This is a genomic window from Sphingobacterium hotanense (assembly GCF_008274825.1).
GTDB lineage: Bacteria > Bacteroidota > Bacteroidia > Sphingobacteriales > Sphingobacteriaceae > Sphingobacterium > Sphingobacterium hotanense.
In genome coordinates, this window is record NZ_CP030848.1 from 522,858 (window position 1) to 547,511 (window position 24,654).

The 24,654-nt window shown below is 41.8% G+C and carries 22 protein-coding genes; 16 read left to right on the forward strand and 6 right to left on the reverse strand.

The features are described 5' to 3' along the window. Positions 1–202 precede the first annotated feature (202 nt). From DSM08_RS02115 to DSM08_RS02125, 3 genes are all read left to right on the forward strand, one after another. Positions 203–619 carry a hypothetical protein gene (locus DSM08_RS02115; RefSeq protein WP_149524590.1) on the forward strand — a complete coding sequence of 139 codons (417 nt, stop codon included), beginning with the start codon at positions 203–205 and terminating at the stop codon, positions 617–619. A gap of 181 nt (positions 620–800) precedes the next feature. After that, the gene (locus tag DSM08_RS02120) at positions 801–1,895 is read left to right on the forward strand and encodes a hypothetical protein (RefSeq protein WP_149524591.1); all 1,095 of its coding nucleotides are present in this window, start codon (positions 801–803) and stop codon (positions 1,893–1,895) included. Positions 1,896–1,933: 38 nt separating this feature from the next. Continuing rightward, the gene (locus tag DSM08_RS02125; RefSeq protein ID WP_149524592.1) at positions 1,934–2,503 is read left to right on the forward strand and encodes a GNAT family N-acetyltransferase; all 570 of its coding nucleotides are present in this window, start codon (positions 1,934–1,936) and stop codon (positions 2,501–2,503) included. Between the two features lie 59 nt (positions 2,504–2,562). On the opposite strand, the gene DSM08_RS02130 is transcribed toward DSM08_RS02125, so the two are convergent. Together DSM08_RS02130 and DSM08_RS02135 are read right to left on the reverse strand one after the other, a co-directional pair. Beyond that, complete coding sequence (locus DSM08_RS02130; RefSeq protein WP_149524593.1) at positions 2,563–4,053, reverse strand: SusD/RagB family nutrient-binding outer membrane lipoprotein; 1,491 nt, start codon at positions 4,051–4,053, stop codon at positions 2,563–2,565. A 3-nt stretch (positions 4,054–4,056) separates the two neighbouring features. Further along, positions 4,057–7,272 carry a SusC/RagA family TonB-linked outer membrane protein gene (locus DSM08_RS02135; protein ID WP_223110856.1) on the reverse strand — a complete coding sequence of 1,072 codons (3,216 nt, stop codon included), beginning with the start codon at positions 7,270–7,272 and terminating at the stop codon, positions 4,057–4,059. A gap of 240 nt (positions 7,273–7,512) precedes the next feature. Between DSM08_RS02135 and DSM08_RS02140 the strand changes: the two genes are divergently transcribed. The 4 genes from DSM08_RS02140 to DSM08_RS02155 are packed head-to-tail and all read left to right on the forward strand — an operon-like array spanning position 7,513 to position 11,555. Then, a complete protein-coding gene (locus tag DSM08_RS02140) occupies positions 7,513–8,214 on the forward strand; it encodes an ABC transporter ATP-binding protein (RefSeq protein ID WP_149524594.1) in 702 nt (233 codons plus the stop codon). Then, positions 8,195–9,148: an HlyD family secretion protein gene (locus DSM08_RS02145; protein WP_149524595.1), complete on the forward strand. Its 954-nt coding sequence runs from the start codon at positions 8,195–8,197 to the stop codon at positions 9,146–9,148. The genes DSM08_RS02140 and DSM08_RS02145 overlap by 20 nt, the downstream gene beginning before the upstream one ends. Then, a complete protein-coding gene (locus DSM08_RS02150) occupies positions 9,149–10,282 on the forward strand; it encodes an ABC transporter permease (protein WP_149524596.1) in 1,134 nt (377 codons plus the stop codon). A 1-nt stretch (position 10,283) separates the two neighbouring features. Continuing rightward, positions 10,284–11,555 (forward strand): TolC family protein, encoded by a 1,272-nt coding sequence (locus tag DSM08_RS02155; RefSeq protein ID WP_149524597.1) that lies wholly within the window; start codon positions 10,284–10,286, stop codon positions 11,553–11,555. Positions 11,556–11,641: 86 nt separating this feature from the next. Here the strand turns inward: DSM08_RS02155 and DSM08_RS02160 are convergent, their stop codons facing one another. From DSM08_RS02160 to DSM08_RS02175, 4 genes are all read right to left on the reverse strand, one after another. Further along, a complete protein-coding gene (locus DSM08_RS02160) occupies positions 11,642–13,513 on the reverse strand; it encodes a M1 family metallopeptidase (protein WP_149524598.1) in 1,872 nt (623 codons plus the stop codon). 70 nt (positions 13,514–13,583) lie between these two features. Then, positions 13,584–14,012, reverse strand: a complete 429-nt coding sequence (locus DSM08_RS02165; RefSeq protein ID WP_149524599.1) for a hypothetical protein — start codon at positions 14,010–14,012, stop codon at positions 13,584–13,586. A 5-nt stretch (positions 14,013–14,017) separates the two neighbouring features. Continuing rightward, entirely contained in the window at positions 14,018–14,857 is an 840-nt protein-coding gene (locus tag DSM08_RS02170) for a WG repeat-containing protein (RefSeq protein WP_149524600.1), read from the reverse strand. A gap of 381 nt (positions 14,858–15,238) precedes the next feature. Continuing rightward, entirely contained in the window at positions 15,239–16,096 is an 858-nt protein-coding gene (locus DSM08_RS02175; RefSeq protein WP_149524601.1) for a M23 family metallopeptidase, read from the reverse strand. 128 nt (positions 16,097–16,224) lie between these two features. On the opposite strand from DSM08_RS02175, the gene mutY reads away from it, so the two are divergent. The 9 genes from mutY (at position 16,225) to miaB (ending at position 24,650) form a co-directional block, all read left to right on the forward strand. Then, positions 16,225–17,268 carry an A/G-specific adenine glycosylase gene (gene mutY, locus DSM08_RS02180; protein ID WP_149524602.1) on the forward strand — a complete coding sequence of 348 codons (1,044 nt, stop codon included), beginning with the start codon at positions 16,225–16,227 and terminating at the stop codon, positions 17,266–17,268. Positions 17,269–17,299: 31 nt separating this feature from the next. Next, on the forward strand, positions 17,300–17,749 hold the full coding sequence (locus DSM08_RS02185) for a single-stranded DNA-binding protein (RefSeq protein ID WP_149524603.1): 450 nt from the start codon (positions 17,300–17,302) through the stop codon (positions 17,747–17,749). 64 nt (positions 17,750–17,813) lie between these two features. After that, positions 17,814–18,854 (forward strand): phenylalanine--tRNA ligase subunit alpha, encoded by a 1,041-nt coding sequence (gene pheS / locus DSM08_RS02190; protein WP_149524604.1) that lies wholly within the window; start codon positions 17,814–17,816, stop codon positions 18,852–18,854. Positions 18,855–18,923: 69 nt separating this feature from the next. Then, positions 18,924–19,496, forward strand: a complete 573-nt coding sequence (locus tag DSM08_RS02195) for a TetR/AcrR family transcriptional regulator (protein WP_149524605.1) — start codon at positions 18,924–18,926, stop codon at positions 19,494–19,496. A 140-nt stretch (positions 19,497–19,636) separates the two neighbouring features. Then, positions 19,637–21,046, forward strand: a complete 1,410-nt coding sequence (gene rlmD / locus DSM08_RS02200) for a 23S rRNA (uracil(1939)-C(5))-methyltransferase RlmD (RefSeq protein WP_149524606.1) — start codon at positions 19,637–19,639, stop codon at positions 21,044–21,046. Next, positions 21,046–21,438, forward strand: coding sequence for a hypothetical protein (locus tag DSM08_RS02205; RefSeq protein WP_149524607.1), 393 nt, complete (start codon positions 21,046–21,048; stop codon positions 21,436–21,438). The genes rlmD and DSM08_RS02205 overlap by 1 nt, the downstream gene beginning before the upstream one ends. A gap of 64 nt (positions 21,439–21,502) precedes the next feature. Next, complete coding sequence (locus DSM08_RS02210) at positions 21,503–22,261, forward strand: hypothetical protein (protein WP_149524608.1); 759 nt, start codon at positions 21,503–21,505, stop codon at positions 22,259–22,261. Positions 22,262–22,385: 124 nt separating this feature from the next. After that, the gene (locus tag DSM08_RS02215; RefSeq protein WP_394344160.1) at positions 22,386–23,069 is read left to right on the forward strand and encodes an OmpA family protein; all 684 of its coding nucleotides are present in this window, start codon (positions 22,386–22,388) and stop codon (positions 23,067–23,069) included. A gap of 147 nt (positions 23,070–23,216) precedes the next feature. Beyond that, on the forward strand, positions 23,217–24,650 hold the full coding sequence (miaB, locus tag DSM08_RS02220) for a tRNA (N6-isopentenyl adenosine(37)-C2)-methylthiotransferase MiaB (protein ID WP_149524609.1): 1,434 nt from the start codon (positions 23,217–23,219) through the stop codon (positions 24,648–24,650). The last annotated feature ends 4 nt before the right edge of the window (positions 24,651–24,654 follow it).

Genomic DNA, 24,654 nt, shown 5'->3' on the forward strand with positions numbered 1-24,654 from the left:
ATGTTATAATTTTTAGCCTCCTATTACGCTGTATTGTAATGTAAGATATATTTACAAAAAAATAGAGAAGGGTCATAAATAGCCTGCTTCCCCTACTAATTATTTTGTTATTTAGTGTTAAGTTTTTGTTAGATGTATGAAACATCTGTTTAAATTCAAGAATAAGTCTTAATTTTATCCTATATACTAAATTCGCAACAAAATGACCAACATTAAAGAACGTGTGCTTCACATCGCGGAGGTAAAAGGTATTTCTAAAATCGATTTTTTTAAAGACCTAGGTTTGTCTTATGCTAATTTTAAGGGAGTACAAAAAACTTCTGCGTTAGGGTCAGATGCTGTGGCTAGTATTTTAGCTTCCCATTCAGATATCGATCCCGAATGGTTGTTGAATGGCGCAGGGGGAATGTTTAGAGGAAATTTAAATGGAGCAGACCACCAGGCGCTGACACTTCCATCAAAGATAGATGATCTCGATCAAACGAATGCCGTCATTGAAGCTTTGGAAAAAGTAATTTCTGCGCAGCAAATGACTATTCAATCGCAAGAAATTACCATCAACGCGCTGGCAAGTAGAATAGCGTCGCTGGAAAAGAAAAAGTCGAAAAAGAAAAAGTAATAGCATTAAAATTCTAAGAAAAGAAAGAGTAGCCAAGTCAAACATCATTGAGTTGGCTTTTTTATGAAATTGTCTGTTTTCAAGGACCACCATGGTCTTTCACCAAAGTTTGTATTTCAATAGAAATAGGGAGATTTTAATATAAATTAAACTGTTTTCAGTATATTGGGGTGAGCGTTTTATGAAAAAAATATATTTCCTTCTTTTTGCTGTGCTTTTATTTGTCCAAGCAACTTATGCACAGGGCAGTAGTGATGCTTGGATGCGTTGCTATAACGTAGATAGTACCCTCGTCGGGTTTAAAGATAAGAACGGGAAGCTGATGATCCAGACAAAATACATCCCTTCGATGACTATTGCAGATGAATTCGATAAAATCATATCCGCAGTGGAGGAGAACGATGATCAGTGGAAAGCTTACTACATCACAAAGCAGGGCGGTATAGTAGGAAGGGATAGCCTCTATTTCTTTGATAGTACCCCCGATTGTGAAAACGAAGGTTTCATTCGTTTTAAAGCTCGGGATACCGAGAAGATAGGCATATTCAATTCGAATGGCGATATTACAGTTCCTGCCGAGTATAATGGACTTACCAAAGTCCGTAACGGGCTGCTAGTCGGTCTTAAAGGCGCGACGAAAGTCTACTATAAGGATAGTCAAGGGAATACTATTGAAGAGCATTATGGATGGGAGAACGGGAAGGAGATCTTGATAGATACGCTGAACAATCTGCTCGTTGAAAACTTTCCTTATAACGATAAACTGAATTATTATAGCCTCGAGATTGCAGATAAGCCAAGTGCAGACAGCATTCGAGATTCTTTTAAAGGTGTCAATGGGAAATTCTATAGTTTCATTAATTATGAAAGGGAAGCCGAGCAGGTAATTCGCGAATATTTGCAAAAAGGCTTGACGCCAGAGAGGGTAGAAGAACTCTGTTTTCAAGAAGTGACCTATTGGGAAAAAGACGCCGGATGGCTTCCGCTTCCGAAAAAGGAATTTGTGAAACGGTTTTACAAACAGCTAGAAGATAATCTTCATCAGCTAAATATAAAGCCAAAAACTTACTTTTTTAGCCTCGATGGATTGAATCCTTTTATCTTCGACACGCCGCTATACGCCAAATATTTTGACAACTGCGGATTCTCCAACGAATGGAGATATCCAACAGTCAACCTCGTGTTGGACAATTCAGAAGAGAGTGCGCGGCCTCAAACGCACATGCATTTCCTTCGAACCGAGAAAGGATTTAAATTAATAATGGTCAGTTTTTAATAAACTTAGAACAACGGATAGGATAATTATTTTATACGATGCAGATACGAAAAGGAGAGAAGAAAGATGCGGCAGCTATCGCCGAACATTTATTGCTGGCAATGGAGGATATCGTTTATCTATTCATTGGTGAAGAGAATTATGATGAAGCTTATCGCTTTATTTCCACACTCGTTGAGCATGAGGGCAATCAATATTCATACAACAATAACTGGGTTGTAGAAGAGGACGGTCAGGTCGTTGCAACGGCGCTGCTGTACGATGGCGCTCATCTGGAGCAACTCCGGACACCGGTGGCTAACTTGTTGCGCGAAGCCTACGACTTGGATTTTAACCCCGAAGCAGAGACTCAGGCAGGAGAATATTATATCGACTGTATAGGCGTAAACCCAAGTCAGCAAGGAAAAGGAATTGGTACGAAGATATTGCATTTCCTGATCGATGAATATGTGGAAAAACAAGGGATTACCCTTGGACTCCTAGTCGATGAAATCAATCCCAATGCAAAGAAACTCTATGAGCGAATAGGTTTTGAGGTTGTAGGTGAGAAGACCTTGCTCGGAAAGAGGTTAGAACACATGCAGAAGATACCAACCCATCTTAAATAATAAAGGGCCTGTCCAATCGGACAGCCCTTTAAATTTATAGGAGTTGATATTACTTGAGCTTATTTTAACCACCACGGTTTTGCCGTTGTGACATCAGAACCGCCGAATTGACTAGCAATCGCTGCTGATACGTTTGCTGAATTATTGTTGTATTCGCCCGCTGGGTACATCCAACGGTAAGCAATGTGGTTTTTGTTAGATTTCGCAAACTCTGGGTAGCTGGTTCTTAAATGATCAAAATAGGCTGTCCAACCTCCCTGATGAAAAGAACGAAGATACTTTTGCATAAGGATTCGCTCAAGCTTAGCTTCTTTCGTCGATACTGAACTTAATTTAACTGATGACTGAGCAAGGTAAGTATTGGCGACAGATTCATTCACATAGCTCGCCATATTCTTAGCGTAGTTTTCATAGAATTTAAAGCCTGATTTGATGCCTTCCTCATAATAGGTATTCGCATCGCCGCTTATCCATCCTCTAACTACAGCTTCCGCTAATAGGAACTGCTGCTCAGCATATCCAATTAATATAGATGGCTCATTCGTAGCATCTTTCGTAAAACGGTCCGCAACTTTAGATACTAAGCCCTTAGTCGCTTTCTCATTCACTTGCCCATAAGGCTTAATCGGGTCTCCACCTTCGTACGCCTTGAAGTCATTTACGGGTTTACCTGCTTTTGCCGCTTCTGGAGTCCTCGTAAAGAGCACAAATAAACGAGCATCTTTTAAGTCCTGAAGTCTTTTGATGTAAGTAGAGTCTACATACATCCCTGAACCATAACCACTTGAGTTGAACTCCGGATAACGGTTTCCTGCCTGGTCTAAATAGACTAATTTTCCATCGTCGCCAGATCCTGTAAACAGAGGCTGCGAGCTAACGATATTTGCAAACGTTTCCTTAGGAGCAATAGTCGCATCCCCTTCTTTCGTAGATAATGTCATCAACACTTTTAAGCGGTATGCATTTACCATTTTGCGCCATTGTGAAGCCGACCCGTTATAGATGATATCTCCATTAATCTTCGACTCAACTTTTGATAACAAGGTATTCGCCTCTTCCAACTCTTTTAAGATGCCTAAAAACACGTCTTTTTGGCTATCATACTTCGGAGTTAACAAACCAGCGCTCTCTCCTTTTAAAGCTTCGCTATAGGGAATATCTCCGAAAGTTAAGGTTAAGTTGTAGAAATAATAAGCACGGATGAATTTGCCAATCCCAACATATTCAGGAAGAGCCATACGCTCGCCCTCCTCGATCATCTTCGTTACGTTTCTCAAATTGTTATATGCTCCAAAGTCGCTACGTTGCCATGCATAAATCTGATTCGCGTTTTCGCCGTCCGTCTGTACGATCATTTTTAATGCGTATAAAGGCCCAGTACCTTTAAAGGAGTTGAATGCGTCCCATTCAATCTTTGTTAATAAAAACTGTGGGTGTGTGGTTTTGGATTCGTTGGGATTGGTATTGATCTCCGATAGTTTACGACATGAACTATTCGTAAATGCTAAGAACAAGGCAAGCGCCAATAGAATATATGAATTGATTTTCATTGTTTAGAATTTAAAGTTTAAGGATACACCGATGTAACGTGATGATGGGTCTTGCAAGTTGTTGTCATCACCAAAGTCAGGATCTAGGTAAGGAATATTCTGCCACATCAATAAGTTATATCCGAATACCGAGGCGTTAATTGCTTTTACCTTGTCCGTTTTGATAAACTTGTTGATATCATAACCTACAGACAGACGTCTCAATTTCACAAACGAGCGGTCAAATACGTTCGCGAAGAATTTGTTCTCATCCTCTGTTACGCGCGCCTGATAAGGATATATTTGACTCCATGTTTGCCAACTAACCGCTTGTGTATTCTTCTCATATTGACGTGTGTCCGAGATTACATGACCATCAACATCTCTCTTCAATTCACCACCAGTTACTATTACACCTTCCGGTACATATACATATTTGCCAGCGCTGTATTCTGCTTCGCGATATTTGGTCGATGAAGGATGCTTTCCTCCCCACCACATTTTTTCATGTGTAACAGAGTTAATCAACCCGCCAATTGAGCCGTCGATATCTAGATTTACAGTAACATCATGGATATTGAATCTATTCTGTAATCCGAATCTCCAATTTGGCTCTAAATGACCGATGTTTTTTGCATAACTGTCACGGATTGGCATTCGCGTATTTGGATTTAAGATCACCTGACCATCAGCAGATTTCTGCCAAACCGTCGCATAGAATGAATCCGCACGGTCGCCAACCTTAAGCTCACCAAATTTTTTGGCCCCTTCAATATGCTCAACTTTCTTAATCTGACGACTCCAGTTTACTCCGAAGTCCCAGTTAAATTTCTCTCTCTTAATCGGGTTGATGCTCAACATTATTTCCACACCATGCGTTCTGTAGTCGATGACATTCGACTTCTTATAGTTGAATGCGGATGCTCCTGAGGTTGGTAAGTTTTGAATTTGAAACTCATCGCCTACATTATAATAAGTCGCTTCTGCGCTAACTCTATTATTTAAGAATGATAAAGCAAAACCAGCTTCAAAGGATGTGGAACGCTCTGGGTTAATGTTAGGGTTAGCAAGGATTTCCGGATAGCTTACAGATGGTGTTGCACCATATGTTAAGCTCTTCGCATAAGTTAAATATGTGCTATATGGATCTAAATCGCTGGATACCTGCGCAAGCGATGAATACACTTTTAAGTAGTCAATTCCTGCAGGTAATTTGAAGTAATCAGATAAGATAGAACTTAAAGATACCGCTGGATAGAAATAAGAATTCTGACCTTGTGGTAATGCCGAAGACCAGTCATTTCTAGCTGAAAAGTTTAAGTAAGTAGATCTTAAGACATCAAAACTAACCGATCCGTAAACCGAACGAATAACTTTCTCGGAAAGGAACGACGTTGAAGTCGAAGGACCTTGTGTATTTCCCAAAGCATAAAGTTGCGGTACGATCAGTCCATCAGTAGCTGAGTAGAAGTTATTGAACTTTCTTTGGTAAGTGGAAGAACCAGCATTAATGTTGATTCCGAAGTTCTCACCGAAGTTATCTTGATAAGTTGCTAGTACGTCAGCATCGAAATCAAGACGTTTGTTGTTCCAAACTTTATAGTCACCGTTTCTGGAGTCTCCATAGTTCATGTAAGATTTCGGACTTTGCATATCTTCAAAAGTCATGTTTTGTCTTGCCGAAGCACGCCCCTGTAAGGAGAACTTTGGAGATATCTGCCAGTTTAAAGTAGACTGTCCATGCAATACATCGCGGTTATGCTGTTGATTCAACTCTTGTGCTGCGAAATAAGGGTTGTTGTACCATGCATAGTTATAATTCGCTTGGCGGAACCCTTCTTGACCTGGTACATATAAATGTTCGCTTAACTCTTTGCCATTCACGTCATTACCCATCCATAATAAGATGGTGTACATGTGGTTCTTAGGGCCATAGCCGTAACGAGGATAGTTTGGCGAATAAACTTTATTGTAAGATAAATTCACATCCAATTGCAAGGATGGGTTGAACATATAAGATGTGTTCAAAATTGCACCTCCTGATTGTAACTGTGAGTTAGGAACCTGACCTTGTTGGATCGCATACTTTCCAGTAAAGAATACAGCGGCTTTTTCACCTTTGTAGGCCAAGCTTACGTTGTTGTCATTTACAAAACCCATGCGTAAGAAATCCTTCAGATTGTTATGCGAGACGAAGTCTGTCGGTACGCGCTCGTATAATGCGCGGTCGTCATAAATAGTTCCTTTAACATCTCCCCACCAAGGGATGATCTCCCCAGTTTTCTTATTTCTAACGGGGCTATTCCATTGAGGTACTTGAATGCCTGCATCAAGCTTAGGACCCCAAGTCATGTCACCATCAGAGATACCGCCATCAGCGCCATCCCAGAACTCATATTTACCATTAGAACCAGAACCATACTCATTCTGTGTTTCCGGGAATACGGTAAATCCTGCAGTAACCATATTGGTCGAAGTGAAGTTGACTTCCAGGTTCTCAGATGTAGCGGACTTTGTTGTAATCAATATGGCACCGTCTTTACCACGTGAACCATATAGGGTAGAAGCGGCTGTACCTTTCAATACGTTGATGTTTGCAATGTTTTCACTTGGAACATCAAAGAAATCAGTTTCTACTACAATACCGTCAATAACGATAATCGGCTTTTTCCCACGAAGCGAGAAGTTGGGTTTTTGGAAAATACCAGTCGGATTCGTAACGTTTAAACCAGCCACTTGTCCAGACAGAGCATTACCTATATTCATTGTTTTAGATTGATCTAAAACTTCTGTTTTTACCTCCTGCGTTGCATATCCGATCTTTCGCTTTTGTTGTTTGATGCCCATTGCGGTCACAACGACCTCTTCGATTGCAGACTCTTCTTTTACGAGGATGATATTTATTGGAGCGTTGTTGAACGTGACACGTTGAGTAACATAGCCCAGCGAGCTTATCTCCAGCACATCGCCGGAATTAGCTTCAATTTGAAAACTCCCATCCAGCTTACTTCCAGCGACAGCTTTATTTGTCAAGTTTCGGATGGTCGCCCCAACAACCGCTTCGTTGTTCTCATTTTTAATAGCGCCATTGGAATAGGTTGCATCAATGGAATAAAATGGGTTAGTTGAATGTCTATCAACGGGCTTCGATGCATACAAGCTGCCCAGAAAAGAACACATAACCAGCGTAAGACCTAGCTTTGTGCAATTCCGGTAATTACGGTGTAAAGATAAATTCATAAAAAATAATGAGATTAATAATGTTTTGTTCCTATCCTAGGAAATTGTTGCAAAAGAAGCGAAATGCCTTTAACAGGTGTTTAATCAACTGTTAAATATTAGGGGATTTTGTGTTAACTCTGGATAAAGAGTTAACACAGAGTAAATATTCCACACTTAGAAATAATGCGAATTTTTATCGATATTCGTGAAGTTTAGACAAACTTTTAGAAAGAGGTCGGTGTTATTATACCATACGCTATGAAAGAAGAGATCGTTAAGTTGGAAACTGTTAATAAAATCTATAAAACCGGAGATACGAGCATCACTGCTTTAGATACGACGGATATAGGTTTCAACAGCGGAGAGCTTACGCTAATAATGGGGCCTTCAGGGAGCGGTAAGACCACTTTGTTATCTATTCTGGGGTTTGTGATCTATCCTTCCTCGGGACGCGTTTTCTACAAAGGCCAGGAGGTGACCGAACTTAAGGAGAATGCACTAGCCGATTTGCGACTTAAAGAGATCGGATTCGTCTTCCAGCATTTTAATCTTATTGAACCTTTAAATGCCTTAGAGAATGTGATGCAACCTTTAATTCTTCAGGGAATGGATTCAGGAAAGGCCTCGGAAAAGGCGAAGAAGGCGCTAGAAGAAGTGGGATTGGGAGATCGTATTAAAAATCTGCCGAAGAAGCTTAGTGGCGGGCAAAAGCAACGGGTTTCAATTGCCAGAGCACTAGTAACCGAGCCGTCGATGATTTTATGTGACGAGCCGACCGCCTCATTAGATGCTAAGAGCGCCGAAATGATCATGAATGAGCTTAAATCGCTCGCAGACTCGGGAAAAGCTGTAATCATTGTCACGCACGATCTACGCCTTCGCAAATTTGCTGATCGCGTAATCTATGTTGAAGAGGGTATCGTGTCAAATACCATAAAAAATGAAGATGACTACAAATAGAATATTTTGCATACTGTTAATTTTCATGCTTTTCGTAGCACTTTTTTCCTGTGGCAACAAAAAGGAAGAGAAGCAGCAATCCAATAAAGAAATACTTGAAGAAATCAAGGAAATCAAGGCAGTTGGAAAAGTGGTAAGCGCGAAAGATTGGACCATCATTTCCTCCAACACTTCCGCTCGCATCAAAGAACTTATGATAGAGGATGGCGACTCCGTTAGCAAAGGGCAATTGCTCATGCAGCTGGAGGCGGGAAATACTGACCTCGATGTGCAGCAAGCCCAAGCGCAGCTCAATAGCCTAAACAAAGAAAACAGAACAATTCTAGAAGATATACGGAAGGCGAGGGTTTACGCCGATGAACTGAAAGATAAATACGAAACGTCCAAACGTCTGTATGAGCAGGATGCTGAAACCAAAGAAAAGATGAGTACGGATTATTCTAATTGGCAACAACAGGAGCTTACGTTAAAAGGTTTACAGCAAAAACAACAAGCCCAGCAAGCCTCCGCCTACGAGCAGCAGCTTGAAATTCAAAAAGCCCAAAATACAAGATCAGACTTTCAAATCATTGCCGCCTCATCCGGTGTCATTACGGATCTGGTAGCAAAAGTTGGGCAGAGTGTGCAGGCAGCGATGGAGTTAGGGAAAATCATCGATGTAGAGCATCCGATGGTTGAAGCCGAGGTCGATGAGCTTTTTGTGAATGATGTCAAAGTCGGGCAGTCGGTACTGATTTTTCCGGTAGGCCGGAAAGATCAAGCAGCCAATGGACGGATAAGCTACCTTAGCCCGATTCTATCGGAGAAATCTATCTTATATGAAACGGCTAATGAGGGGCAGGATCGTCGCGTTAGAAAGATAAAAATTGAGATTGAAGGAAATAATGTATTAACCATTAATTCTAAAGTTGATTGTACCATAAGGATTAGATAGATGTTGAAATTAGCGTTTAAATTTATTCGGTATGACCGCGCCAAAAGCGTAGGTATTATCATCGCTATTGTGATCAGCATCTTCTTGATCGGTCAACAGTTGGGGCTATTGTTCTTTCTGATGGGCTTGATGGGCAACTTGGTCGGCAATGCGCCGGTTCAGGACAATGAGATGTGGATCATCGAAGCGCAAAGCAATAACATCAATTCGGTAAATAGTATCGACCAGCGATTAGTTCAACAAATTGGTAGCCTTCCTGCCGTCGATATCGCCTATCCTGTGGTCTTGGCACCCGCTCAAGCCACCTTCTTGGATGGGAAAACTGCAGCTGTCACGCTCGTAGGGTCGCCGGTACCTGAGTTTATCATGGGGCCAATCCCCAATCGGATAGCGGAAGGAGAGATCAGTTCGCTCATAGATCCCAATGCCGTATCCGCGGAGACATTTAGTGCAAAGACCTGGAATACCGAGCTCCATTTGGACAAGCCTATCGAAATTAATGGGAAGCGGGCAATGATTACTTTATTAACGAGAAATGCACAAGCCTTCGGTGCTAGCCTGATGTACACCTCGATTGAAAACGCCCGATTGCTAGGCAATGCAGATCCGACCAAAGTAAGCGTAATAGTCGCCAAGCTTAAAGAAGGCGCTGATAAGGAACAGATTGCGCAGGATATTGGGCAACTATTCCCACAATTACAGGCTTGGGATCCCAGAAAGTTGGAAAGCTCTACTGTTCGCGAAATTCTCATTACCTCCAACATGGGGATGAGCTTCGGAACCTTAGTGCTGTTCGCTATGATCAGCGGCTTTTTCATCATTGGCTTGACCCTATACTCTTCGGCATTAGACCGTATCAAAGATTATGGAACACTAAAAGCTATTGGTGCGAAAAAAGGATACGTCAATAAGTTGATCGTCGCGCAGGCCTTCCTTTACGCGATCATTGGCTATAGCATCGCCATGCTGTTATTATACGGCTTTAAGTTCGGTGTCGCCAATTCAGGACTAGTGATCCAAATCAGTGTTGGCTTTGCCTTGTTTTTATTATTTATTACCCTGATAATTTCCATTGGAGGATCCTTGTTCGCCGTTCGGAAGATTTCCAAACTCGAACCTGCCTCGGTATTTTAACATGAAAAAGATTGTATCTGTCATATTGCTTATCCTACCTGTTTGGGTTGCTGCACAATCGCTGAGCATCGAACAATTGTGGGGAGAATTGAGCAAGAACAACAGCTTGCAGCAATGGCAAGTAGAAACGGCGATTAAACAGGAAGAACTAAGTGAACAAAAAAAAACACGCATTCCGGTATTCTATATTGATGCGAATCTGCAGCATAATCTCATTATTCCGACGACGCCGGTTCCGGCGATTGCGTTCGATCCGACTGCACCCAATGGTGCCATTATACCGCTCAAGTTTGCTACCAAATGGTCTTCCAAGGTCGGCGTACAAATGGAATGGGATATTTTCGACCCTAAACGGACCGTCACGCAGCAACAAAAACAAATAGAGATCAATAAATCGACGATCGAGCAAGTACGCCAAACCGAGCAGTGGAGAAAAGATGCAACTCTAGCCTATGCTGCGGTCGTTCTGGCCAGTGAGCAATATGCATTAGCCGTAGAAGACTCCATCGCTTATCAAAAGATACTCGCTGTCGTTAAATCCAGATACGAAGAGGGGAGAGAAGGGACATCCGAATACGTTCAAGCACAGCAGGAACTTGAGCGCAAGCGAATAACACTTTATGAAGCATGGTCTGTATTGGTCGACTCTGATTTAGAACTTGGGCGATATCAAGATTTAGATACGACGAAGGTATTGAGTTCAAATATGCAGGACATCCGTCAATTCATCCAGGCTTTACAACTTCACAACTACGATCTAGAAATGTTGAAGCTCGACCAGCAGATGAATGAGCTGCAGCAGCGATCGCTAAAAAAGGAGCTATTGCCTACCCTTAAGCTAAATGCCTATTTGGGGGAACAGTTTTATAGTAATGAATTCCGGCTCGACAGGGGCTCAGACTGGTTTGGAAATAGCTTTGTGAACCTTGCTTTGCGCATTCCGCTCAGCACCTATTTCACCTTGCAGCCAAGCCTTAGAAAGAATAACCTACAACAGCAATTGACCAGCCTTCAACTGGAAGAAGAACAGTTAAACGATAGGATACAAAGCCAGCAAAAGACTGTAAAATTGCAAGCAGCAGAAAAGAAATTAGCAGCTTATCAGCGGATCGAACGTTTGGCGCTAGAAAATAAAGCGACCAAAGAAAAAGCGTTTCATGCGGGTCGCATCTTATTAACAGAACTTATGCAAGCCTATGCAAGTTATAACCAAGCGAAGAAAGACTTGTGGCAGGCAGAATATGACCATTTGAAAATAGCCTTAGAAGAGTAATAGATACCCGTAAATCTCTAATAACAAAGGCTGCTAGTGAAGATCTAGCAGCCTTTGTTCATTGGAATATTGATGTCCCTAGCCGATTAGGGCTTATACACATTATCGTCCTGTTTTACATCAGCCAGACGCTGTGTCGGATCGATTACCACCTCTTTTGCTTTCTTCGGAAGTGTAATCGTATAGCTAGGCTTCGTCCAGAACCAGTCGGCCAGTACGGTGCGCTTAACACCCTGATAGATACTGTATGACTCTTCTGCTGGTTTCTCACCGCGCATCTCACGTAGCGGAATGTAGAACAACTCTTTACTGCCATCGGTATAAGTTACCAACACATCAATAGGCATCGCAAAATCAGAGTTATTACGGATGGTTAACGCGTTATCAGAGATATTCGTAATACCATAGTCTATTTTGCGCGTAGTATTTAAGAATAGATTGAAATACCATTTCAAATTTATGCCGGAAATTTCTTCAGCAGTACGCTTGAAATCGTTTGGCGTGGGATGCTTGAATTTCCATTTATCGTAGAAGGCAAGGAAAGTCTTGTGCAGGTTTTCTTTTCCAATGATATAGCCTAATTGCTCTGCCAATACTGCCCCTTTGCTGTAAGCCTGTGTGCTATAAGCAAAGTTTGTGTTATAATAATCCGCCAATAGGCTCATTGGTTCCTCTTTGCCCGAAAGTGCTAATCTATAATACGAGTTATAGGCCGCGCCAATAGGATTAAGTGCTCTAGCTGTTGGTCTTAAGAACAATTCCTGATAGGCTAAATCCTCGATGTAGCTGGTAAAACCCTCATCGAACCACTCGTCTACTGTTTCATTGATACCGAATAGATGCTGATACCAGGAGTGTGCCGCTTCGTGGAAAATAACGCCCACTAAGCCTTTCAGATCTCTACCTCCTGTTACCAAAGTCGCGGTACCATATTCCATTCCACCATCACCACCTTGAACTACCGTATAAGTAGACCATGGATAGGCACCGAACTTCGTTGCGGTGAAGTCGAAGAAATCAGTAGCCATGCCTAATGCCGTTTTCCAGTTTGAAACGATAGTCGCATCGGTAGGTAAGAATACCGTGTAAACCGTAATACCACCCTTGGATTTTGCTGAGTCGACCACAAATTTCGGATCTGCAGCCCATGCGAAGTCATGGATGTTTTCCGCTTTATAATGCCATGAAGCCTTATTGTTCTTCGTCTTCACTTTAGCATTCTTTACATAACCCTTCACTTCCGATGGGTTCTGTAATTTGCCGGATGAACCGATTACATAGTCTTTATTGATATGGATAGTCACATCAAAGTTCCCGAAAGGAGCAACGAATTCGCGACCTACATATTCGTCTAAGTGCCATCCGAACTCATCGAAATGTGCCATCTTAGGATACCATTGTGTCATCGAGAAAGCAACGCCCTCTGCCGAGTTGCGTCCGCTGCGGCGTATTTGCTCAGGGACTTGCGCCTCCCATGTCAGCTCGAATGTTGCGCTGCTGTTATCCGCAATTGCGGAAGGTAAAGTTACTTCCAAGATCGTACCGTCTTCTTTGAAGGTCGCGTCCTGACCGTTGAACTTCACGGTTTTGATTTTCTGATAACCGATTTGGTTAGGTTTTAAAGTCGATATTCTGCTCTGTAATTGCGGTTTTTCTTTGCTGCCGGTATTCTGCATCATGCGGCGATCGGGATCGGGGATCACCTTCAAGCGCTCGTCCATCATGCTCCCAGGTTGGAAAGCATTAAAATAAAGATGGAAAAACACCTTGTTTAACGACTGACCGGAGTTATTGCTGTATTTCAAGGTCATCTTTCCATCATACTGAAAAGTCTTTTCATTGACATCAATATCCATTGTATAGTCAACGCCTTGTTGCCAGTAGCCTTTACGCTGTGCAAATCCAGCAAGCGATACTACCGTTAAGAATAGAAGGGTTATCGAAAATTTAAGTTTCATAACCCCAAAAATACAAAAATGTTTGATTGATTAATTAGGTATCGATGTAGCAATCACGATACCTAAATTTTTAGGCAATGACAAACTCGATGCCCAGCTCACGAAGGCGAGCCGTCAGCTCGTCAAACTGATCTGTATGGACGAATAATTTGTTTCGCCAAACCCGCATCGGCGTGGATTTGCCCTTGCGGTATATCGCTAATAGGTTGCCGCCTGAACGCATGTGGTTCTTGATGTATTCAATTTGGTCGATAGCAACTTCCGAAGTCTTACCGGCCTTCTCAATGATAAGGCGGTTGCCATCGATAGTCCAGGTGGAATCCTGATAACTGAGCTTGGCACCAAGAAACATAATCGCTGGAATACAGAACAGCAACGCAATAATCTTGATCAATTCGCGTAGCTCAAAAAAAGAAAGGATATAGCCAACAGCGAAGAGTCCGCCAAGGAGTATCCAAATAAATTTACCACGATGTAGGGTATGAATTTTATATTCCATCCGGCTTAATAGTTCACATTAGGCTTCACTTCCTCGCCTTTCTGGTTGATGTAGATCATTTCCTCTTCTCCTGTCTTAACCACATTGGCATAGCCGTCGACAAATTGCCCGGCAAAGCTGTAGTTAAAAGGAATTACCGTCTCTCCTTTACCATTGATGTATCCGTAGCTCACGCCATCACGACTGGCTACAAAGAGATCGTCTACATAGGCTAGAAATAAGTATTGGAAATCGCCCACTACAAGCTTTTGATCTTTGATCGTGTAGACCTGCATGTTAGAACCATCCAAAACTACATAGTATTTCTTGTCGAACTGCATAATGCTTTCGTAAGCCGCAGGAACTACGACTTTACCGGATTGATCAACCAAACCATATTTGTCTCCTTCAGAATACACGGCATATCCATCAATGAATGGTGCAAGCGATGAATAGCTGACGTTCCATAGTTTTTTACCCTGCTTATCCATTAAGCCAGCTTGCCCATCTTTGGAGTAGATATAGGCATTGACAGCAGGGTCAAATAGTAATTCATCATATTCCAACGGAACAGTGAAATTTGCAGTCGTATCGATGATCCCATATTTATAGTCTTCGGTGACAACGACGAATGTTCCATCGATGTATTCCCCAACAGATGAGTAAATGGGCCGAGTTAACACGCGACCGTCCTCTGTTTTTAGACCATAACTAAAGCTTGTAGAGTCATGATAAGCAATATAGCCAGCACCGAGCTCGATATCATTCGTTACTTCTAATTCGTCAGTGGATATAGTTTCTTCTTCTTGAGCGAAAGCTAAATGTCCGATTAGACATAGCAAGGTGAAAACTGTAGCTAATTTCATGTTGTTGTGAATTATTTTTCAAAAATCCCTGTTTTTTTTGATTCTTCAAAAGGGATAATTCATTATTTATTAACAATCCGCGGTCAAGTCGATTAAAGCATTCATGATTCTATTTTTTAAGACCAACTCTGTGCAAAGATTTTTCATTTGCAGAAAAATTCTTGTAGAAAATATGTTTTGGTGACTCCTAAATCAAACTCGTATCAAACTCAAATTAAAGCCCTTCCGAATGGGTTCTGATTTGGGGTAGCATTGGGTTTGTGTTGGGGTTAAAAGGGGAGTATCCTAAAGTAGGATTATTAAAAAAGCATTGAACTATCTGAACAATGCTTTTTTTTCTTTTGATAAATTCTGATAGGTGGTTAGTATTCTTCGACTAACTTAAAATCTTAATGTTTTCTCCGGGTTTAATTTTGTGCCGTTGCTCAGCAATTCATAATGAAGATGTGGACCTGTTGATCGGCCAGTATTTCCTAAGCCACCAATTATTTGACCCGCTTCTACACGTTGTCCTACGCGAACATTTGTTCTGGAAAGATGTGCGTATCTAGTTTCCCATCCATTGCTGTGTTCTATAATGACTACACGTCCGTACTGACCTTTGTAACCTGCATGCACCACTTTGCCCGCAGCAGTCGCTTTAATAGGTTCTCCGGTTCTGCCTTTGATATCAATGCCCGAATGCATTTCTCTACCTCTATTTGTAAAAGGGTTGCGACGGTAACCAAAGCGTGATGTAATCTTGCCATGATGAGGAATTCCTAAAGGAATACCTTCTAATTTCTTATCTAAATTTTTTAACTCTTTCTTGTAAAACTTGGTTAGTTCTTCCAAGTTTATTTCCTCCTCAACTGGTCCTCCGACGTTTTTTATTTTAGGGGCGATATCTTTTAATCCCCTTTTACGCATTTTGGCATTAATTTGGTTAAGAGTACTATCGATAGCGTCAAATGATTTCTGGACTTGCTCCATACTCATTTGATTTGAGGCTTCCTCCGTTGCTAGCGATTGTTTTGCAGCCTCAAGGGCTTTCACTTTCTGAGTTAACTCTTTTTCGTAACGTTCGCTGGTGTTTTTTGTAGCGAGGTAAACGATAGTACCGCAGGCTAGGCAAATCAATAAAATGCCCAAGCCAAGAACTCTTTTCCAGTTTTTTACTATAAAAGTAGGAACCTGGATCTTGCGATCAGAATCTCCGTTGGCATCTAGAATAACAACGGAAGTCTTTTGTTTAATCATACTTTTTACTTCTCTAAATACTGCTAGTCGAATTGCTAATTTATAGCAACTCTTAAATATTTAAGGATTTTTTAACATTTAATAACTTTCCTGCTAACGTTTCTTGGAATAATTTTCATCTTTGCAATATGTCATTTTCAGCACGTATACTCGATTGGTACCATGACCATAAAAGAGCATTACCATGGCGAGAAACAAAGAATCCCTACATTATTTGGCTTTCCGAGATCATCCTCCAGCAGACAAGAGTTGAGCAAGGGACACCATATTTTTTTAAATTTGTAGAGGAATATCCAAATGTAACAAAATTCGCTGCCGCTGAACAGGCAAGTATTCTTCGCTTATGGCAGGGGTTGGGGTATTACTCCCGTGCTCGAAATATGCATAAAGCTGCTAAACAGGTGGTTGATCTGTATGATGGCATATTTCCGACGCATTATAAAGATCTTTTATCGCTGCCCGGAGTGGGCGAATATACAGCTGCTGCCATTGCCTCCTTCGCTGAAAATCACGCACATGCGGTGTTAGATGGCAATGTTTTCCGCGTTTTATCACGTTATTTCGGAATTGAAGAGCCCATCAATTCGACCGCTGGTAAGAAGTTGTTTTCCAAGCTTGCCGATGAGTTATTAGATCGGGTGCATCCGGGAGAATATAATCAGGCGATGATGGATTTCGGCGCTATGCAATGTAAGCCGAAGAATCCAGATTGTAGTATTTGTCCATTACAAGTCGATTGTGTTGCGTATGGGAAGGGCTTACAGGCAGAACTTCCAAAGAAATTGAAAGGAAAAAAAAGCCGGAACCGATATTTTCATTATTTTGTACTGGAGCGCGATGGCGAGGTGATGATGTCGCAGCGCCCGGAAGGTGATGTTTGGACAAACCTTTTTGAGTTTCCGATGTTAGAAACTAGTGAGATGCAATCGCACATTGAATTGCAAGCATCTGCTGCTTTTCGCGATATTTTTGGGGATGCACAGCTACGCCCGATCGTCGGGATGCAGAAGCATGTTCTTAGTCATCAGAATATTTACGCGAGCTTTTATAAGCTGGAAAATATCGATACAGATATAGCGAAAAAAAGCAATTGGAATTATTATTTGTTGGAAAATTTAGATAAATTAGCTAAACATAAACTCATTAGCTCTTTCGTTGAGCGATATTTTTAGTGCTAACTAATCCTAAATTATTGATTATCGTATGTCTGGTGTAAACAAAGTTATTTTAGTAGGGCATCTAGGTAAAGACCCTGAGATCCGTTATTTGGAAGGTAATGTAAGCGTGGCGAGTTTTCCGTTGGCAACATCAGAGACCTTCAGTAAAGACGGTAAGCGTATTGAGCAAACCGAGTGGCATAATATCGTTTTATGGCGTGGACTTGCTGATGTTGCGGGAAAGTACTTAAGTAAAGGCAAGTTGGTCTACATCGAAGGGAAATTGAGAACCCGTTCCTATGAAGATAAAGAAGGTATTCGTCGATATACGACAGAAATCGTTGCTGAGAGCTTTAATTTATTAGGACGTCGATCGGACTTCGAGCCGCAAAATCCACAAGGATCATCTACCGCTACATCTACCACTGAAGCTGAAAAAGAACAATCTGTTGATTTTACGGAGAATGATGATGATAATGATGGCTTGCCATTTTAACATTTGCCTAATTAATTACCCGAGCATATCATAAACTTTTTAAAAATTGCTGTATCTTTGGCGCATGTTGCAAGATAAAATAACGCAGTATACCCAAGAGATTGAAGCATTTGCTCCGAATTCGGCGCATGATGTGGAAGCATTCCGTCTTAAGTTTTTAGTGTCGAAAGGCGTCGTGAAGAGTTTGTTCGAAGAGTTCAAAACGGTTTCATCAGAAGAGAAGCGCGTTTTGGGTAAAGTATTGAACGAATTCAAACAATTAGCTGAAAACAAGTTTAAGGAAGCTTCAGAGCAATTTAATAATGCAGCGGATAGCGGTCAGAATAAGAGTGAAGGTGATCTTACCTTACCGGGCGAAGGTTTCCAAGTCGGTTCAAGACATCCATTATCTTTAGTGCGCAAAGAAATCGTTGAGATCTTTAAGAAATTAGGTTTCATTGTTGCCGAAGGTAATGAAATTGAAGACGATTGGCATAACTTCTCGGCATTGAATTTTGCTCCGGAGCATCCAGCGCGTGATATGCAGGATACCTTCTTTGTGAAGAAACAAGACGGTAATGATGTGGTATTGCGTACGCATACCTCTTCGGTACAGGTTCGATTGATGGAAAACGGACAACCTCCATTCCGTGCGATTATGCCTGGGCGTGTTTATCGTAATGAAGCTATTTCTGCTCGTGCACACTGCTTCTTCCATCAGGTGGAAGGTTTGTACGTAGACGAGGAGGTTTCATTTGCAGATTTGAAGCAGACTTTATATCACTTTGTGAAAGAGTTGTACGGTGAGGATACGAAAGTTCGTTTCCGTCCTTCTTATTTCCCTTTTACAGAACCTTCGGCAGAGATGGATATCTCCTGTTCGATCTGTAAGGGCGCCGGTTGTCAGATGTGTAAGCAATCGGGCTGGGTAGAGATCTTAGGCTGTGGTATGGTGGATCCAAATGTATTGGAGAACTGTGGTATCGACAGTAAGAAATATTCGGGTTATGCATTCGGTATGGGTATCGAACGTATCACCAACTTGAAATATGAGATTCGCGACTTAAGGCTATTCTCGGAAAATGATGTTCGTTTCTTGTCTCAATTCGAAACAGAGATCATTTAATATAATGAAAATCAAACCTCTGCTGCCCATACCCTGGGCAGTAGAACTTTATAAACGTTAAACTAGTTAATGGAAGATAAAATAGTCATAGCAATTAAGAAGTCTGCTCGCGAACTTTTTAGAAAGTATGGCTATAACAAAACTAGTGTCAACGAACTCGCCAAAAACGCTTCCATCGCTAAAGCGACCTTTTACAAACATTTTGCGAGTAAGGAACTGATCCTTCACGCTGTCCTGATGGATTATATCGAAGAGAATGTGTCGGACATCTTGAATAAGCATGTTAACGAAAAGGACTTGGCGACCTTTCTGGCGAATACCATCCTCAGGGTCAGCCGTGTTACCTATACGGTTTGTAATGAGTTTGTAGGCTGGGAATTCCTCCGAGAGTCTGCCAATGCGCAGGAATACCTCAAGATACTCTCGGACGATTTAGAGTTTCTGTTGTTGCGCTCCTTTATGCAAAATGAAACCATCAGCGCCACCATCCCCGAAGAACGCCTCACCTTCCTGATCAAGTGTAGCAAGAATATCGTATTCTCCTTCGCATTTACCGCCGTCTCCGTCGCAGACGTCCGCAAGAATTTTATTTCCTTCCAAAAAGATATGCTCCCTTACTTGGTTGAGGCAACCTTGTTGTAGGATAGACATCATTGAACGATTGTTTGACGAATATTTGTTAGACGATATTCGCACGTTTATTGCGAAAAAGTAAACGTCATATGCTAATGTCTAAAATCTGACATCTAATATCTAATCTAAATCGTATTTTTGCACCCACTATGGGAAGAAGAATTGCTCAAGACAAAAAGTTTATTTCCGATCTGTCGATCATTGACATTGCAGAAGAGGGAAAAGGTGTAGCTAAGCAGGATAATTTAGTTTATTTTATTGAGCGTGCTGTGCCTGGGGATGTGGTTGATGTGGAGTTGATGCGCAAGAAAAAGAGCTTTGTGGAGGGGCGTGTGACGGCGATTAAGCAGGCGTCGGAATATCGTGTTGAGCCGTTTTGCACTCATTTTGGGGTTTGTGGCGGCTGTAAATGGCAGCATATGACCTATGAGGCGCAGCTGAAGTTCAAGGAACAATATGTTGGAAACGCGCTTGCTCGTATCGGGAAGGTTGATGTTTCGGATATGGAACCGATCTTGGCGTCGGAGCAAACAAGCTACTACCGTAATAAATTAGAATTTACTTTTTCCAATAAACGGTGGTTAACCGATTTGGATGATGTGCAGCCGGGCGATTCGATGGATGCCCTAGGGTTTCACGTGCCGGGAAGATTTGATAAGATCTTGACGGTAGACCATTGTTATCTTCAACAAGATCCGTCAAACGATTTGCGCAATAGCATTTTTGAATTTGCGAAGGCCAATGAGATCTCTTTTTACGACTTGAAACAACATGAAGGTGCATTAAGAAATTTGATTATACGTACTTCTTCCACAGGAGAATTGATGGTTATCGTTGTATTCGCTTATCCGGAAGACGGACAGGTTGATTTGTTGATGTCTTTCATTCAAGAAAAATTCCCGACGATTACGTCCTTACTATATATTATCAACCAGAAGCGCAACGATACGATCTTCGATCAGGATATTCACATCTATGCCGGTCGTGATTTTATCTATGAAGAAATGGAAGGGCTGAAATTTAAAGTAGGGCCGAAGTCATTCTATCAGACCAATTCGCGTCAGGCTTATGAGCTTTATAAGATCACGCGCGAGTTTGCGGACTTAAAAGGGGACGAGCTGGTTTACGATTTATATACAGGCGCTGGTACAATTGCCAACTTCGTAGCGAAAACAGCTCGCGAAGTTGTAGGTGTTGAATATGTGCCTACAGCGATCCAGGATGCGAAGGTCAACTCGGCAATCAATGGTATCGACAATACGAAGTTCTATGCTGGGGATATGAAGGATGTTTTAACGAGCGATTTCATCAAGGAGCACGGCAAGCCGGATGTAGTGATCACGGATCCTCCGCGCGCGGGTATGCATGCCGATGTGGTGGAGCGTATTCTGGAAATGGAAAGTGAGAAGGTGGTTTATGTAAGCTGTAATGCAGCTACGCAGGCTCGTGATTTGGAAATGCTGCAAAGCAAATATGAAGTAGCGAGAATAAAACCCGTAGATATGTTCCCTCATACACAACATGTGGAGAACGTGGTCTTATTAAAACTGAAGAAATAATGGATTTACAAGATTTACTAAATAAGCCGGAAGGTGAGGGGCAAGCTCCGAAAGGAAAGAGCCCTCTAGTTAGTTTGAAAGCAGATTTAGATTTCTATAAGGAAGCTATTCAAGAGGTTTCCGTGGAGCTGATGGCAGAGGGATATACCGTGTTCCCTATTTTTGTGGCACACCAGCATGAAGTGGATTTGGGTGAGGTGATTCTGGATCGTAATGAATTGAATGCCGCTTGGACTATTCACGCTAGCTCGCTGGAAGAGTTTATTGAAAAGGGCCTGATTGACGAAGATAGGCGCGGCTATTTTGAGAAAAGTTTCAAGCCGGCGAATGAATTTATGTGTTTATTCGTGATCGTTCCGGAGGGTGCAAACTTCGTTTTTTATCCATATTAACGCTATCTTTTTTAAACTTTTTAACATTTGTCAGTCTAAACTATTGCTACCTTTAGCATATTCTATGCATTATAAAATAAAAAATATAGTCCTTTTAAGTCTATTGCTATGCTTAGGCTGTGCTTTCTCGTTACACGCGCAGGAGGCAGGGTCTATTTCTGGTTTAGTATTGGAGAAAGGCACGAGTACTCGGATTAGCGATGTCAATGTGAATAACCTAAAGAACGGACAATCGGCTCGCACGAATGCATATGGTGTATTTACCATTTTCGCAGCAGTTGGCGACACGCTGTCGTTCAATAAAGTGGGCTACGGTCCGGTAAAGACAGTCGTTAGGACCTTGGAAGATATTCTAGTGGATTTGCAGTCCGGATTGACCATTGAAACGGTTGTTGTTACCCGTACCTCGAAGGAAGCGGAATTGCGTGGTTATTTGGACGAGTATAGAAAAAAGGGTGTTTACAACAATGGACAGAATAAATTCGGAACCTACCTAGCAAGTCCTGCAACAGCACTTTATAATCTGTTTGGTCAGGAAGCAAAGAATGCGAAGCGTTTTGAGAAATATATGCATCAAGAGCTGGAAGCAACTAAAGTAGATCGGATTTTTAATAAAACTTTGGTCACGCAATTGACCAAGTTGGAGGGGGAAGAGCTACAGTCCTTTATGGATCTTTATCGCCCTTCGTATAGTACTGCACAATATTGGGGTCAGTATGATATTATGAGCTACATTACGAGGTCCTTTAAATCTTGGGATGAGCAGGGAAGACCAAAATCCCAACGACTTCCAAAGTTAGAAATTCCAGAGCAGCAAAAATAACACGCTGATTTTTAGCAAATTATAGTGTATTGGTTTTGGTGAAATGCATTTTGGCATTGGCTTTGCAAATTCATTTCTTATTGAAACAATTAAAGGTATTAAGATAAAATTAGTGATTATGAAAATGAATAAAAGATTAGCGGTATACGGATTAACAGTTGCAACTTCAGCGATGATGTTTGCAAGTTGTTCAACTATCCAAAATACAAGTAGCACAACAAAAGGTGCCGTAGTTGGTACGGCTGCAGGTGGTGCTATTGGAGCATTGATCGGTGGTAAAGCTGGTAACACAGCAGTTGGTGCTATCGCTGGTGCGGTTATCGGTGGTGCTGCAGGTACATTGATCGGTAAGAAAATGGACAAGCAAGCCAAAGAAATAGAGAACACTGTTGCTGGTGCTGAAGTAGAACAGGTTGGTGAAGGTATTTTGGTTAAATTTGATTCGGGAATCTTATTCGATTTCAATAGTACTGCGTTGAAAGCTAGCGCAAAAGAAAATATTGCGAAATTAGTAGAGACATTAAATAAAGAGCCGGATACTGAAATCTTAGTTTTAGGACACACAGATAACGTAGGTACGCTTCAGGCTAACCAGAAAGTATCTGATGGACGTGCGGCATCAGTGAAATCATACGCTGTATCTCAAGGTTTAGCGAGTGGACGTATCAAAACTGAAGGAAAGAACTACTCGGAGCCAATAGCATCGAACGATACAGAAGCTGGTAGAGCAGAAAACCGTCGCGTTGAGATCGTTATTGTAGCGAGCAAAAAAATGCAACAAGAGGCTAAGCAAGAAGCTGGTCAATAAGAACAACAGTATAAATAGATAGAAAAGGCGTATCATTTGATGCGCCTTTTCGCGTTTGGCTTTTTTTGTTAAATTTTAGTCAACTGCTGACAAACTGTCATTTCTTTTGGTTTTTATTACTAACTTTGTAGTCTTTGAAAATTGACTATGCTAGAGTTATCACATACAACTAAAACACACGATGAGACGCGCCAAGGAGAGGCTTTGGAGTTGGTGCCTACCGGAATGTCCAATGGTCGTAAGCTTTATATCGAAAGCTACGGATGCCAGATGAACTTTTCGGACAGTGAGATTGTTGCTTCTATCCTAATGGAAAAAGGGTATGAAACAACGCGTGATTATAGGGATGCGGACGTGGTGTTTATCAACACATGTTCGATTCGCGAGAATGCGGAGACCCGCGTTCGTAATCGTCTGAAAGAGTTTGAGTCAGCGAAGGCAAAGAATCCGGGTATGGTCGTTGGTGTGTTGGGCTGTATGGCAGAGCGTTTGAAAGCTAAGTTCTTGGAAGAAGAGAAATTGGTTGACGTGGTGGTGGGACCGGACGCGTACAGAGATCTTCCGAATCTGATTGATAAGGTTGACGAAGGTGGTCGTGCGGTAAATGTTTTGTTATCTCGTGAGGAAACATATGCTGATATCAGTCCGGTTCGTTTGAATTCGAATGGTATCTCGGCTTTCATTTCTATCATGCGTGGTTGTGATAATATGTGTTCATTCTGTGTTGTGCCTTTTACGAGAGGTCGCGAGCGCAGTAGAGATGCGGAATCTATCGTCAAAGAAGCACAGGGATTGTTTGACGCCGGATACAAAGAAGTAACCTTATTGGGTCAAAACGTTGACTCGTATAAATATACGCCTGCCGTTGCGGAAGGCGAAGAGCCTAAGCCTACTGTAAACTTTGCACAGTTATTAGCTTTAGTTGCAGAGGTGAGTCCGGAGTTGCGCATTAGATTCTCTACGTCGCATCCGAAGGATATTACAGATGAGGTGCTTCATACGATGGCACGCTATGATAATATTTGTAAGTATATCCACTTGCCAGTACAGTCTGGAAACTCTAGAGTATTGGAGCTGATGAACAGAACATACGACAGAGAATGGTATATGGAACGCGTAGATGCAATCCGTCGTATCATCCCTAGCTGTGGTATTTCTACCGATGTGATTACCGGTTTCTGTACAGAGACGGAGGAAGAGCATCAGGAAACCTTGTCGATGATGGAATATGTGAAATATGACTTCGCTTATATGTTCGCTTATTCGGAAAGACCAGGTACATTGGCGGCAAAGCGCTATGAGGACGATATCCCGGAAGAGGTGAAAAAGCGCCGCTTGACGGAAGTTGTCGATCTTCAGCGCGAGCATAGTTTATATCGCGTGCAGAACTTTGTGGGCAAAGTTCATCGTGTGTTGATCGAAGGATTCTCTAAACGTTCAGATAAAGACTACTGCGGTAGAAATGACCAGAATACAATGGTTGTTTTCCCGGTAGATGAACGCTATAATGTAGGCGACTACGTTAATGTATTAGGAGAAAGCTGTACATCAGCAACATTGATCGGAAAGATCGTAGACTAATATT